The sequence below is a fragment of the Litorivivens lipolytica genome (assembly GCF_014191715.1).
In the GTDB taxonomy this organism is placed as follows: Bacteria; Pseudomonadota; Gammaproteobacteria; order Pseudomonadales; family Spongiibacteraceae; genus Litorivivens; species Litorivivens lipolytica.
Genome location: NZ_JACHWY010000001.1, coordinates 1,660,987 through 1,673,877, shown reverse-complemented (window position 1 = coordinate 1,673,877; position 12,891 = coordinate 1,660,987). Strand labels below are relative to the sequence as shown.

Below are 12,891 nucleotides of genomic sequence, written 5' to 3'. Positions count from 1 at the left end.
AGCGATCAACTTTAGCGCCGGTCCAGCGAGTTGGCTTCAATAATCGGCAGATCTACGGTGCCAAACACGGTGGCGACATTGCCGTCCCAATTGGTTCCCAGCTCATTGCTGCCAATTGGGTGGTTCTCGTAGAGATCATGCTTGCCGTAGAGTAACACCCCAACCCGATCACCCACTTCCAGTTTCTCGGCAACGGCTACCAGTTCGATGGGCTGCTGGGTGCCATCGGTGCGAGGATCCGTCGACAGAATGGGTTGAACCTGATCGTCGACGAGATAGATCTGATTATTTCGCAGAATGCCAACTCCGATAAATATACCGGCCGCATTTGGACCTGTGGCTGGTGTGGGGTCATCGTTAGTCACGCCGGCGTTGACCGTAACCCGGGCCAAGGGCGTTCCCAGCAGTATCAGGTTCGACTGGGTAATGGGCTGCCCCAAGGGATAAAAGAGCGCTTCGTTCGCGGCTGAGCGCACGTTGTTTTCGCTGATGCCCTGAAGTGTGGTCGAGGGCGGAATGGCAACCCGGTAGCTGCCTGAGGCCGGGGCGATGCTTGAAACTCGTATGCCGGTTCGGTTGTCCAGTGCGACGCAAATGTCGGGTAGTGCAACGCTATTGCGACGATATAATTTCTCGTCGAACCAGCGACGGATAGTGGTGATGGCGTCGATGGAACCGCAGTAGGCTTGCCCGATGGGGCCTTGCGACCCGGCTCCTGAGCGAACTCCGCTGTGACCACTTTCATGGGCAATGATTTTTACGTCGCCGCCGCCACTTAGCAGATAGCGTCGCATCTTCAGCGCTTCATTCATCGGGAACAGTGTGTCGCGAACCCCCTGTAGGATCAAGGCGTCGACTTTTGGCATGCGAAACGTCGGGTCTGCTTCGTAAGACGCCAGACTATTATCAAAAAACAGGTTCTCGGTGACTCGGGCATCCTCGATTTCCCGTGAATCGTCTAGTCGAACCTGAGTGCAGGCGAGCTCCATTTCAGTGGAGAGCTCTGCTCCGTCTTCGTCCACAACTTTATTGCAAATAGCAATCAGCCAAGCCTTTTTAAGGACGCCATTGGGGGCAAATGAGGCTTCAAGGTTATGCCAGGTCATGGAGGGAACAATGGCGTCTATACGAGGATCTTCTGCTGCTAGCATAGGTTGAAAGGCGCCACCATAGCTGCTGCCGAGCAGACCGATTCGTGGGTCGTCCCCGTCGGCAAGCAAGTTGAGCCTGCCGGCTTGCCACTCGTCTACGGCCCATTGCACAACGGCTTTGGCATCTTCTATTTCAAAATCTGGCGACATGCCGTGACTGCCGCCTTCTGACCCATTGTCTCCGTCATCGCCGTTGCGGCCAAAGCCGCGTTGGTCAAAGGAAATAATGGCGTAGCCAGCTTCACGAAGAGCCGCTAGTTGGGAGTTCACTTGCGACCCATAGTCGCTGGTTGACGCAGCCGTTGCGGGAACCATATTGCGCAATTCGCTGGAAGAGACCCGGCTGCCTCCCCAGCTGTGGCTGTGTATGATCAATGGGTAAGCTTGGCCATTGCGGTGTTCATCAGGAAGAAAAAGCGAAGCGGTTATCGCGGTGGTCAGGTTACCGTTGGAGTCGTTTGGGGCCTGAGAATTTATAATAATTTCCCGGGTAAGTTCTTCCGGAATGTCATCCCGATCACTGCTGCTGTTGCACCCACTCAGCAGAGGTGTCAGGACAATGGCTACTATGAATAGAAAACGGACACGCATAAATAAATAGCTACTAGGCACTTTCGGCCCCTTTGATTGTAAAACTGTACGAAAACAGACACATCACGGTTTTTCCGAAATGTGCGGTATTTTGCCTCGAATTGCGAAAATTCAACGGCGAGTTACCCGGTGTTGACTGATTGGCAAGTCTACGGTGCCAAATACAGAGGCGAGATTTCCCTCCCAGTTGCGGCTGGCGGTGCGTTGCAGGGTCTCCGGCGATTCAAACAGGTGATGTCGCCCAAAGAGCAATAGGCCAACCCGGTCACCCGGTTGCAGCGCTTCAGCAATCGCGGCCAGCTCGATGGTTTGTGGTTGGTCGTCTGACGCATCCAGCACAGGGGTTATCTGGTTGTCGATCAGTTGGAGCTGACCGTTGCGCTCCAGCCCGATTCCCACAAAGACCGCCGCCCGATTTCGTGAGGCGCTGCTCGGGTCGTGATTACCGGGGGCGGGGCGGACATTCAGCCGGGCAATAGGGCTGCCAGCCAGTGCAGAATGGCTGGCAATCGATTCTGACAGAGGCACGAACAAGGCCTCTCGGGTGGCGTGGAAGTCAGTGTGGTGGCGATCTCCCCGGACCAATGATAGTGGTACAGAAACCTGCCATGACGGGAAAGCATTCGGCGAATGACTCAGGTACACGCCCTCGGTATTGGTGAGCGACAGGCAGATAGGCGGGAGCCCGGGAGAAGGTCCGTCTCGCATTCGCCAGTCCAGCCAGGTGACGATGGATTGAAGTGCATCGAATTGCCCGCAGAATGCGCTGCCAAGGGATTCTGAATCGCGGTGAGGATAAAACGTAGTCAGGGAGTGCCCGGCCTCATGCGTCAGGAGATTGACCTGCCCACCCGTTTGCAAGTAATCGAATAGAGACAGGGCTTCGCTGAGATTGAACAGCGTGTCGCGGCTGCTGTGCAGGATCAGCGCATCAACATTGGGCTCTCGCCCCAGTGCGGCGTACATAGCGGGACCGTGGCGTAGAAATCCGCTGGCAGCTGCCGGTGCATCCGTTAGCTCACGGCTGAACGAAAAGCTTGTTTGGTTGCAGGCGCGAAATACGGAGGCAGAAAGTTCGGCACCGTCGCCGTCGATGATTTTTTCACATACCGCCGCTAGCCAGCGTTTTTTCAGTACGCCGTTGGGTGCCAATGATTGGGTGAGATTGAACCAGCCTGCCGAAGTGACAATGGCATCTACGCGCGTGTCTGCTAGGGCGAGCATGGTAGAGAAAGCACCGCCGAAGCTAGAGCCAATCAGCGCTACCCGCGGATCGCCAGCGCTATCAAGCTGAACATTCAAATTTTGCACCGCCCAGTTAAGAATCGCCTTACCGTCTTCGATTTCAAACTCGGGCGCCAGTGCATGGCTGCCGTCAGCAGAGCCGAAGTCGCCGTCGTCACCCCGACCAAAGCCTCTGAGGTCGTGAGAGATAACGGCGTAGCCAGCGGCGCGCAGTCTGGCGATTTCGCTCTCAAGGTAATAGAACAGGCTGTCCCCGTCGACGTTGCTGGCGTTTCCCGGAAACAGACCAAAAAAATCCTCGCGAGACAGTCGACTACCGCCCCAGGTGTGGCTATGAATGACCAGCGGATAGGGTTCGCCATCAGCGTAATTGTCGGGCAGAAAGACGGTCGCGGAAATTTGGGTCGTACTGCCACCCTGAGAATTGGGGGCATGTGAAGTGATCAGTACGTCATAGACTTCGTCAGGTGACAGTGAGTGGCTGAATGTGATTTCAAAACAAGCAGACAAGGTCAGCGTGACAAAAAGCAACAGCGGTCGGAAAAGGCTTGGCAGCATGATGCGCCTGTTTGGGGTTCAACGTGTTCTCACACGCTGAACCTGCACATTACCAGTCGCAAGCTCTGTAGTTTTAAACCGGGAAAATTGCCTTTGCCAAGGCGGTAACCTTCATAAATTGCCAAGCATTCCCGCGGGAAATGTAACTAAGTCGCAGTGTTAAAGGCGTTTTAATAACGCTAGGGAGGAAACGCGTTCAACAGGCTGGAACAACCCTGAGGCCACTGCGAGTCGGAAGATTGCAATGGGGGCTTGTCCGCCATTTTCCGGTTCATCAAACAGGTCATGTATGGCGAGGATGCCGCCGCGTTGAATATGTCCAGCCCAGCAGCGGTAATCGCTTAGCGCCGCCTCAAGGCTGTGACCGCCATCAATAAAGACCATGGAGAGGGGCGTTTGCCAATGCCGCGACGCGACATCCGAGCTTGAGACAATTGGCACGACGGTATCGTGCAGGTCGGCTTTCGCCATGTTTCGGCGAAACTCGCCAAAACTGTCAAACTGAGCTTCTGCTTCGTTGTAAAGCTCCGGATCATGAAAGAGCTCGCCTTTCTGGTGCTCTTCCGAGCCGCGGTGATGGTCCACCGCATAGAGCACGCTGTTGTGTTGCCGACAGGCGTGTCCTAGAACGACGGTCGATTTACCGCAATAACTGCCAATTTCCAGCACCGGGCCGTGTTGGGACCGGTCCAGCGCTGCGCGATAAAGCGCGTCAGCCTCGTCGTCGGCAAGAAAGCCTTTGATCGATCCGATATCCAGTGGCAGATCCATGAGCAGTCCAGTGAGGTAACAGAAGGCTGGGCACATTAACCAATTTGGCCCCGGGCGGCAACGGTGATTCCGGCCAGCCATATGCTATGATTTGCCCCCATTGAATTAAGGATGGTCTGCATGAAATTACATATGCCGCGTTTTGATCAGTCACGCGTTCTGGTGGTGGGTGATCTGATGCTGGATCGCTACTGGCACGGCAATACCTCACGGGTTTCGCCTGAAGCACCGGTGCCTGTGGTGGATGTAAAGCAGATCGAAGATCGCCCAGGAGGTGCTGGCAACGTCGCACTGAACATTTCTGCGCTGGGTAGCGCCTCGGTACTAGCGGGTCTGGTTGGGCGCGATGAGGCCGCCGGGGTACTGCAACAGCGACTCGAGGCGGCGAATATTCTCTGTCAGTTCCAAGTCTCAGAAACCCATCCGACGATAACCAAACTGCGGGTGATTTCCCGTCATCAACAACTGTTGCGTCTGGACTTTGAAAACCCCTTTGCGCCGGAAGACGCGCAAGCACTGTCGCAGACGGCTTTGACTGCGCTGAAAGATGCCAAAGCCTTAGTGATCTCTGACTATGCCAAGGGAGCTTTGCAAGACCCTCAGCCACTCATCCAGGCGGCGCGCGCGCAAGGTATTGCAATTCTCGTTGACCCCAAGGGCACAGATTTTCGGAAGTACCGAGGCGCCACGCTGTTGACGCCGAATCTTCACGAGTTTGAGGCCATAGTAGGCAAAACCACCAGCGAGCAGGATCTGGTAGAAAAGGCCCAGTCCATGATTCACGAGCTCGAATTGCAGGCCTTGCTGGTTACGCGCGGCGAACACGGCATGAGTCTGATTCGGCCGGGGGAACCTGAGTTTCACCTGCCGGCCCGTGCCCGTGAGGTGTTTGACGTCACGGGTGCCGGGGATACCGTGATTTCTGTGTTGGCGGCAGCCTTGGGTGCCGGAGATGATCTACCCAACGCCGTGGCGCTGGCCAATCTCGCGGCGGGTATTGTGGTCGGCAAACTAGGCACTGCCGCGATCAGTGCACCGGAATTGCGCCGCGCTGTGCAACGGGAGCAGGGCAGTGAACGCGGCGCGGTCACCGTCGAGCAACTCACACTCGCTCTGGAAGACGCCCGCGCTCACGGTGAACGCATTGTGTTTACCAATGGCTGCTTTGACATTATCCACGCCGGTCACGTGGGCTATCTGGAGCAGGCCAGGCAGTTGGGTGACCGTTTGGTTGTGGCGGTCAACAGCGATGCGTCGGTAACCAAGCTCAAAGGTCCCGGTCGTCCAATCAATCCCCAAGACCGGCGAATGAAAGTGTTGGCGGGTCTTGAAGCTGTCGATTGGGTCGTCTGCTTTGATGACGATACACCGGAACCCCTCTTGGACGTTTTGAAGCCAGAAGTTCTGGTGAAGGGCGGCGACTACGACAAGAAGGGCGTGGTTGGCTGGGAAATTGTGGAAGCTTACGGCGGTGAGGTGAAGGTACTGTCCTTCTTCGATGACTGCTCAACGACTGCCATCGTCAATAAAGTGCTGGAAAAGAATAACCCTCAATAAAACCTATACAAATAAAAAAGCTCCGGAGGCGCCATGTCGTTCTACGAGCAACACATCCTGCCACACGTGATCGATTTTGCCTGTGGTGACAAAGTTATCATGGAGCAGCGTCAGCAGGTGCTGGCCGCTGCCGAAGGACGGGTGCTGGAAGTCGGTATGGGCAGTGGCCTGAATCTACGCTACTACAACCCGGATAAGGTGGATTTTGTCTGGGGGCTAGAGCCCTCAGAAGGTATGCGTAAAAAGGCGCACAAAAACCTCGAGCAATCTCCCGTCAGGGTGGAATGGCTGGGCCTGCCCGGTGAGGAAATTCCACTTGAAAGTGACAGCGCCGATACGGTAGTTCTGACCTTTACCCTGTGTACCATCCCCGACTGGAATGCAGCGCTTCAGCAGATGCGCAGAGTGCTCAAGCCTGGCGGCAAACTGTTGTTCTGTGAACACGGCGCCGCGCCAGATGAAGCGGTCGCTCGCTGGCAGAACCGCGTTAACCCACTTTGGAAAAAAGTCGCCGGCGGTTGTCATCTCAATCGCCGGATACCAGAGCTGATTCGGCAGGGCGGGTTTGATATCAAAGATATCGAGGCGAGTTATTTGCCAAAAACACCGCGCATTGCCGGGTTTCGATATCGGGGTTATGCGATTAAATGAGCAACCTGTTCTGCTACGGCACGCTGATGTATAAGCCGCTGCTACGTGCGCTGCTTGAAAGAGACTTGAGCGCAGAGCCCGCAACGCTCGAGGGCTACGCCTGCTTCGCGATTCGGTCGGCGGCTTATCCGGGGATTGTAGCAGCGGAAGGGAATCGCGTTTCCGGGCTTCTGGTGCGTGACATTCCACCGGGCGCCTGGCTTGGACTGGATAGGTATGAGGGCGAGTTCTATCGACGGGAAACCGTTGCGGTGGTTTTGGCTGATGATTCCGAGGTTGAAGCCAGCACCTATGTTATGCGGCCGCGCTTTCGGTCACGGCTCAGCCAGCGAGCTTGGCAGTATGGCCCCGAGGCTGAACGCTATGCAGCAGCGCAGTGTGAGGCGCTCCTGCAGAGGAAAGGCAGATGATTGATTTGTTGCAGCCGGGCGAGCATGAGCTGATTGGCGATATTATCGCGGAAGGCTTTGCCGACGATCCGGTCAATCTCTGGTCTTTTCGAAATCCCGCGGTTTTGCGGCCACTTTATACGTTGATGGCGCGTGATCTCTATCTGACAAAAGGCTTTGGTCACGTTGTTGACGGTGGTCAGGCCGGTTCATTGTGGTTGGCACCCGGTACGAAGAAGCACTTTGGCCTCCTATCTACGCTGACGATGGCCGCCCATATTGCTGGCAAGGGCGGTTTGACAGCCGTGCGCAATGCCTTGCGCGTCGACATTGAAATGAGCCGCAAACATCCGCTGGAGCCGCATTACTACTTGTTCGCCATCGCCACTCGAGTTGACGCTCGTGGCAAAGGTCTGGGCGGTCAGTTGATGCGTGCAACGCTGGAGCGGGTAGATGCTGAGCGGCAGGCGGCGTATCTGGAAAACTCAAAACCGGAGAATATCGGTTTCTACCGGCATTTTGGCTTCGAGGTCGTCGAAGAATTACGCGCTGCCCCTGATGCACCGCCGCTTTTTCTCATGTGGCGTGATGCCCGCTGATGCATGAAGGTCAGGCTTTTGGGTAAATGCGGTGTCTGAGGTAAATCGAAAGCGTGGTGTTTGCCCCCTGTGCGCGCGACACAGCTTACTTACCCTGCATCATCTGATCCCCCGCAAACTGCACCGCCGTACTTACTACCGCAAGCATTTTTCTCGCGAACAGCTTAATGTAGGCGTATTGATCTGCCGCCAGTGTCACAGCGGTATACACCGCATATACGACGAGATGACGCTCGCCAAACACTTTAATTCGCTAGCGTCTCTGCAATCAGATCCAGCCCTGCAGAAGCATTTCGCGTGGGTGGCAAAGCAGAAAATAAGGATATAGCGCGGTATTCTGTGGTCACAACGGAACGCGCTTCACAAGGTATGTCTATGACGTCCGAACTCAGCACATTGCGTGCGCTGCAGAGCGGTGACCCAACAGCTTTCAGCGAACTGGTTAGAGAACATCACCGGGCTTTGTTGGCTACAGCTAGCGCCATTGTTGGCATCGACAATGCCGAAGAGTGCTTACAGAACGCCTGGATCAAGGCGCATCAGGCTCTACCTCAATTTGAAGGGAAATCTTCTTTGCGTACTTGGCTGACCCGGATTGTCATCAATGAATCCCGTATGCTATTGCGTAAAACCCGTCGAGAGGTGCCGTTGGAACTCGATGAAAGCCAGCATCCGCTGGCTGATCGGTTCCGGGAGGGCGGGCACTGGAGTAAACCGCCAGCAACCTGGCACGACGAAAGCCCGGACGGGCTACTGATGGAGCGAGAGCTGGCCGACTGCCTCAGCCGCGTGCTGACGGCTATGCCAGCTCAGCAGCGGGCCATGCTGGAGCTGCGCGATGTCAGCGGGCTGGATTTTGACGAAATCTGTAACGAATTAGCCGTTACTGCATCCAATGCAAGGGTGCTGTTGCACCGGGCGCGAACCCAGCTGTTTCGCCTTGTTGATCATTATCAGGAGACCGGCGAATGCTGAAATGCAGGGAGGTCGTGCATCAGGCCGATGCTCTGCTGGCGGGCGAGCTGAGCCGGCGTGAGCGCTTTGTGCTGCAGATGCATCTCATTATATGTCGGCATTGCCGACGTTATATCCGTCAGTTTGAGTGGTTGTTGCGCGCCATTCCGAGAATGCACGGTTCAGCTAGCGAAGCGGAAATAAGCTCTGTCCTGAAAGCTGTCGAGAACGCCGAGAAATCTACATTTAAATAAAGCGGTAATCACACAATGCAAAGTGATGTAAAAGATTATTACGGTAAACAACTGCAATCGAGCAACGATCTGCAGACCGATGCCTGTTGTGACGTCGAACCACCGCAATGGCTGAAACCCATTCTGGCGAAAATCCACCCGGAGGTGCTGAATCGGTACTACGGTTGTGGGTTGGTTGCGCCAACAGTGCTGGAAGGCATGCGGATTCTTGATTTGGGCAGCGGCAGTGGTCGAGATGTCTATGCGCTGTCCGCACTGGTCGGCGAGCAGGGTTATGTGGTGGGCGTGGATATGACGCCGGAGCAACTTGCCGTTGCCCGGGCGCATCAGGATTATCATCGCGAACAGTTCGGGTATGCCGCATCCAACGTCGAATTTCTCGAAGGCTACATTGAAAAGCTGGATGAGCTGGGGCTGGAAGACAATAGTTTTGATATTGTGATTTCGAATTGCGTGATCAACCTGTCGCCGGATAAAGATGCGGTTTTGAAAGAGGTTTATCGGGTGCTCAAACCCGGTGGGGAGTTTTATTTTTCCGACGTCTACTGTGATCGTCGATTGCCCGACAGTTTGCGCAACGACCCGGTGCTCTACGGTGAGTGTCTGGGTGGTGCCCTTTATTGGAACGACTTTTTGAATCTGGCGAAACGCAGCGGCTTTGCCGATCCTCGCTTGGTTGAAGACCGCCCCTTGGGGATCGATAACCCTGCTATTGCCGAGCGATTGGCCCCGGCCTCTTTTTTCTCGGCGACTTACCGCTTGTTCAAACTCGACTCGCTCGAGCCCGCCTGTGAAGACTACGGCCAGGCTGTGATTTACCACGGTGGTATTGAAGGAAGCGATGCAGTGTTTGTGCTCGATTCCCATCATCGAATTGAAAAAGGGCGTATTTTTCCGGTCTGCGGCAATACCTGGCACATGCTGAAAGGTACCCGGTTTGCGCGCTATTTTGAGTTTATCGGCAACTTCGATACCCACTACGGCATCTTTCCCGACTGTGGTGATCTGATGCCTTTCCAGCAAAACGCCGACGCTGACAATGGCGGGGCCTGTTGCTGATGCTCGCAAGAACCAACAGCTGGATTGCAACTTCAGCCGGCGAGCCGCGCGGATATATTGATACCCCCTCGCTACGCGAGCTCTGGTTTCATACCGGCACGGCCTGCAATCTTGAATGCCCCTTCTGCCTTGAAGGCTCCAAGCCCGGTGACGATCGACTGCAACTGATGACGCTGGCAGACGTTAAACCCTTTATCGACGAGGCGGTTGAACTGGGTGTCGAAAACTTTTCTTTTACCGGCGGCGAGCCTTTTGTTGCGAAGGAATTTCACAAGATTCTCGACTACGCCCTTCAGTTCAAGCCCTGTCTGGTGTTGACCAATGGTACGAGGCCACTGCTGCAGCGCATGGCGCAGGTGGAGCCGCTGATCAATGCACCGCACGCTCTACGTTTCAGAATCAGCGTCGATTACCCGGACCGGGCGCGTCATGAGGCCGGGCGCGGCGAAGGTACTTTTGAAGAGTCATTCATCGCAATGAGACAACTGCATGAGTTGGGCTTCGAGGTATCTCTCGCCCGGCAGTGGCAGGCCGATGAAAACACGCAGGAAGTTGAGCGGGCATTCAAGCAGCACTTCCGTGCCTATGGTCTGCCGGAGTCCCTGCGATTGGTTTCCTTTCCGGATTTTCTGACGCCGGGTTCTCAGGCGGCGGTGCCCGAGATTACCGAAAACTGCATGACAGAGCACCATAGCGCAGAAACCCGCGCCCAGTTTATGTGCGCCTTCAGTCGCATGGTGGTCAAGCAAAACGGACAGCTTGGCGTTTACGCCTGCACGCTCGTGGATGACGATGAGGATTACAACCTCGGTGCGACCTTGAAAGAAAGCCTCAATCAGCGCGTGATGCTGCGCCATCACCGCTGTTTCAGCTGCTTTAAGCATGGTGCGTCGTGCAGCGAGATATAAACATTCATAGGGGGAGGGTGCCGTTCTGACGACATCACGAAAATTAGTGCTGGCGACCTTGATTGCGCTGTTAGCCGTGCTCCTGTTCGTTTTCGATGTCGGACAGTATCTACGGCTCGCCTACCTGCAGGCGCAGTTGGGCGCGATTCAGGACACGGTAGCGGCCAAGCCCCTCTTGTCGAGTGCTGCGTTCTTCGCCCTTTATGTGCTAGTGACGGCCTTGTCATTGCCGGGCGCCACCATCATGACCTTGGCGGCAGGCGCCATCTTTGGCCTGCTACACGGCGTGTTACTGGCCTCCTTTGCCGCCAGTGTCGGGGCGACACTGGCATTTCTGGTAACCCGCTATCTGTTAAAAGATGCAGTGCAGGAGAAGTTCGCTACGCGTCTCAAGGCGATTAATCAGGGTATTGAGCGCGATGGTGCGCTGTACCTTTTTACCCTGCGTCTGGTGCCGATCTTTCCCTTTTTCATCATCAATCTGTTGATGGGGCTGACACCGCTCAGAACCTGGACCTTCTATTGGATCAGTCAAATTGGCATGCTTCCCGGCGCGATTGTTTACGTAAATGCCGGCACCCAGCTATCGCAGATTAGCTCACCCGCAGGCCTGCTCTCCGCTGAATTGCTGATGGCCTTTGTGTTGTTGGCCCTGCTGCCTTGGTTTGGCAAGGCCATCGTCAATCGCCTGCAGGCCCTGCGAGTGTATCGCGGCTGGCAAAAACCGAAGAACTTCGATCGCAACCTGATCGTGATCGGTGCTGGGTCGGCGGGGCTGGTGAGCGCTTATATCGCCGCGACCGTAAAGGCCAGTGTCACCCTGATTGAGCGCCACAAGATGGGCGGTGATTGCCTGAATACCGGCTGCGTACCGTCCAAGACCCTGATTAAAAGTGCACAGGTGCGGCATCTCGCGGCCAGTGCGCCCCGATTTGGCTTGAAACCCTTGGCGCCCGAGGCGGATTTCGGCGCGATCATGCAGCGCGTGCACAAAGTGATTGAGCGTATTGAGCCTCATGATTCGGTTGAACGTTATTCGGAACTGGGCGTCGATTGTCGGTCCGGGGAAGCCAGACTGATATCACCGTGGGACGTCGAGATACGCGCTGAAGATGGTCAGATTGAACGTCTTTCGGCGCGCAACATTATCATTGCTTCGGGGGCCAGACCGCTGGTGCCACCTTTCCCCGGGCTCGATGAAGTGGGTTACCTGACCTCGGATTCCCTTTGGGAAATTGATGACAATCCGGGGCGCCTGTTGGTGCTGGGCGGTGGTCCCATCGGCTGCGAGCTGGCTCAGGCCTTTGTCCGTTTGGGCGCCGAGGTGACGCAGGTCGAAATGCTGCCGCGCATTCTGCCGCGAGAAGACGAGGATGTTGCGGCGGCCGCCGCCGACGGACTCCGTCGGGATGGTGTGAATCTGCTGACCGGCCACAAGGCTGTGCGCTTTGCCCTCGAAGACGGGGTGAAAGTGCTTTATGCCGAGCAGAGAGGCGAAACAGTTCGGCTTGTCTTTGACCATGTTCTGGTAGCCATCGGACGCAAAGCGAATGTGGAAGGTTTCGGTCTGGACACGCTGGGTGTGGAATTGCGGGACAACGGCACACTTGCGGTGAATGACTACCTGCAAACCCGTTACCCCAATATTTACGCCTGCGGCGATGTGACCGGGCCCTATCAGTTTACCCACGTGGCCGCCCATCAGGCCTGGTACGCCGCGGTAAATTCCCTGTTTGGCCGTTTCAAAAAATTCAGGGTCGATTATTCGGTAATTCCCTGGGCGACCTTTATAAGCCCCGAGATCGCGCGCGTGGGTTTGAATGAACAGGATGCAAAAGCCCAGAACATTGCCTATGAAGTCACGCGCTATGGCATCGACGATCTCGACCGCGCTATTGCCGACGGCAGTGATGAAGGCTTTGTCAAAGTGCTGACGGCAGAGGGCTCAGATCGGATTCTCGGGGTGACCATTGTTGGCGCACACGCCGGCGACTTGATCGCGGAATACGTGCTGGCGATGAAGCACCGCATTGGGCTCAAGAAAATTCTGGGCACTATTCATATTTACCCGACACTGGCCGAGGCGAATAAATATGCCGCCGGCGAGTGGGGCAAGGCCCATGCGCCACAGAAGTTATTGCAATGGGTAGAGCGCTTTCACCGCTGGCAGCGGTGAAAGCTAAGCACTTAGGCTAAAGTCCACG

12 protein-coding genes are annotated in these 12,891 nt (G+C 55.7%); 9 read left to right on the top strand and 3 right to left on the bottom strand.

The genetic code is table 11. The annotated features are described in order from the left end of the window. Positions 1–11 precede the first annotated feature (11 nt). The 3 genes from FHR99_RS07710 to FHR99_RS07700 form a co-directional block, all read right to left on the bottom strand. The gene (locus FHR99_RS07710; protein ID WP_183409924.1) at positions 12–1,742 is read right to left on the bottom strand and encodes an alpha/beta hydrolase family protein; all 1,731 of its coding nucleotides are present in this window, start codon (positions 1,740–1,742) and stop codon (positions 12–14) included. 111 nt (positions 1,743–1,853) lie between these two features. Continuing rightward, positions 1,854–3,545 (bottom strand): alpha/beta hydrolase family protein, encoded by a 1,692-nt coding sequence (locus FHR99_RS07705; protein WP_183409923.1) that lies wholly within the window; start codon positions 3,543–3,545, stop codon positions 1,854–1,856. Between the two features lie 159 nt (positions 3,546–3,704). Beyond that, the gene (locus tag FHR99_RS07700; protein ID WP_183409922.1) at positions 3,705–4,316 is read right to left on the bottom strand and encodes a class I SAM-dependent methyltransferase; all 612 of its coding nucleotides are present in this window, start codon (positions 4,314–4,316) and stop codon (positions 3,705–3,707) included. A 120-nt stretch (positions 4,317–4,436) separates the two neighbouring features. On the opposite strand from FHR99_RS07700, the gene hldE reads away from it, so the two are divergent. The 9 genes from hldE (at position 4,437) to FHR99_RS07655 (ending at position 12,863) form a co-directional block, all read left to right on the top strand. After that, complete coding sequence (gene hldE, locus FHR99_RS07695) at positions 4,437–5,873, top strand: bifunctional D-glycero-beta-D-manno-heptose-7-phosphate kinase/D-glycero-beta-D-manno-heptose 1-phosphate adenylyltransferase HldE (RefSeq protein WP_183409921.1); 1,437 nt, start codon at positions 4,437–4,439, stop codon at positions 5,871–5,873. A 33-nt stretch (positions 5,874–5,906) separates the two neighbouring features. Continuing rightward, positions 5,907–6,524: a class I SAM-dependent methyltransferase gene (locus FHR99_RS07690; RefSeq protein WP_183409920.1), complete on the top strand. Its 618-nt coding sequence runs from the start codon at positions 5,907–5,909 to the stop codon at positions 6,522–6,524. Beyond that, positions 6,521–6,934 carry a gamma-glutamylcyclotransferase family protein gene (locus tag FHR99_RS07685; RefSeq protein ID WP_183409919.1) on the top strand — a complete coding sequence of 138 codons (414 nt, stop codon included), beginning with the start codon at positions 6,521–6,523 and terminating at the stop codon, positions 6,932–6,934. The genes FHR99_RS07690 and FHR99_RS07685 overlap by 4 nt, the downstream gene beginning before the upstream one ends. Further along, positions 6,931–7,512 carry a GNAT family N-acetyltransferase gene (locus FHR99_RS07680; protein ID WP_183409918.1) on the top strand — a complete coding sequence of 194 codons (582 nt, stop codon included), beginning with the start codon at positions 6,931–6,933 and terminating at the stop codon, positions 7,510–7,512. Before FHR99_RS07685 ends, FHR99_RS07680 begins: the two co-directional genes overlap by 4 nt. Before the next feature lie 375 nt (positions 7,513–7,887). Beyond that, the gene (locus FHR99_RS07675; RefSeq protein ID WP_246386471.1) at positions 7,888–8,487 is read left to right on the top strand and encodes an RNA polymerase sigma factor; all 600 of its coding nucleotides are present in this window, start codon (positions 7,888–7,890) and stop codon (positions 8,485–8,487) included. Then, positions 8,481–8,720 (top strand): zf-HC2 domain-containing protein, encoded by a 240-nt coding sequence (locus FHR99_RS07670; RefSeq protein ID WP_183409916.1) that lies wholly within the window; start codon positions 8,481–8,483, stop codon positions 8,718–8,720. The genes FHR99_RS07675 and FHR99_RS07670 overlap by 7 nt, the downstream gene beginning before the upstream one ends. 15 nt (positions 8,721–8,735) lie before the next feature. Continuing rightward, positions 8,736–9,779, top strand: coding sequence for a methyltransferase domain-containing protein (locus tag FHR99_RS07665; RefSeq protein WP_183409915.1), 1,044 nt, complete (start codon positions 8,736–8,738; stop codon positions 9,777–9,779). Continuing rightward, a complete protein-coding gene (locus tag FHR99_RS07660; RefSeq protein ID WP_183409914.1) occupies positions 9,779–10,687 on the top strand; it encodes a radical SAM protein in 909 nt (302 codons plus the stop codon). Before FHR99_RS07665 ends, FHR99_RS07660 begins: the two co-directional genes overlap by 1 nt. A 46-nt stretch (positions 10,688–10,733) precedes the next feature. Further along, positions 10,734–12,863 carry an FAD-dependent oxidoreductase gene (locus FHR99_RS07655; RefSeq protein WP_343067446.1) on the top strand — a complete coding sequence of 710 codons (2,130 nt, stop codon included), beginning with the start codon at positions 10,734–10,736 and terminating at the stop codon, positions 12,861–12,863. Positions 12,864–12,891: the final 28 nt, after the last annotated feature.

Bases quoted from the DNA above. Each gene is read 5' to 3' on its own strand.
- FHR99_RS07710 (WP_183409924.1), bottom strand. From the start codon at position 1,742: ATGCGTGTCCGTTTTCTATTCATAGTAGCCATTGTCCTGACACCTCTG.
- FHR99_RS07705 (WP_183409923.1), bottom strand. From the start codon at position 3,545: ATGCTGCCAAGCCTTTTCCGACCGCTGTTGCTTTTTGTCACGCTGACC.
- FHR99_RS07700 (WP_183409922.1), bottom strand. From the start codon at position 4,316: ATGGATCTGCCACTGGATATCGGATCGATCAAAGGCTTTCTTGCCGAC.
- hldE (WP_183409921.1), top strand. From the start codon at position 4,437: ATGAAATTACATATGCCGCGTTTTGATCAGTCACGCGTTCTGGTGGTG.
- FHR99_RS07690 (WP_183409920.1), top strand. From the start codon at position 5,907: ATGTCGTTCTACGAGCAACACATCCTGCCACACGTGATCGATTTTGCC.
- FHR99_RS07685 (WP_183409919.1), top strand. From the start codon at position 6,521: ATGAGCAACCTGTTCTGCTACGGCACGCTGATGTATAAGCCGCTGCTA.
- FHR99_RS07680 (WP_183409918.1), top strand. From the start codon at position 6,931: ATGATTGATTTGTTGCAGCCGGGCGAGCATGAGCTGATTGGCGATATT.
- FHR99_RS07675 (WP_246386471.1), top strand. From the start codon at position 7,888: ATGACGTCCGAACTCAGCACATTGCGTGCGCTGCAGAGCGGTGACCCA.
- FHR99_RS07670 (WP_183409916.1), top strand. From the start codon at position 8,481: ATGCTGAAATGCAGGGAGGTCGTGCATCAGGCCGATGCTCTGCTGGCG.
- FHR99_RS07665 (WP_183409915.1), top strand. From the start codon at position 8,736: ATGCAAAGTGATGTAAAAGATTATTACGGTAAACAACTGCAATCGAGC.
- FHR99_RS07660 (WP_183409914.1), top strand. From the start codon at position 9,779: ATGCTCGCAAGAACCAACAGCTGGATTGCAACTTCAGCCGGCGAGCCG.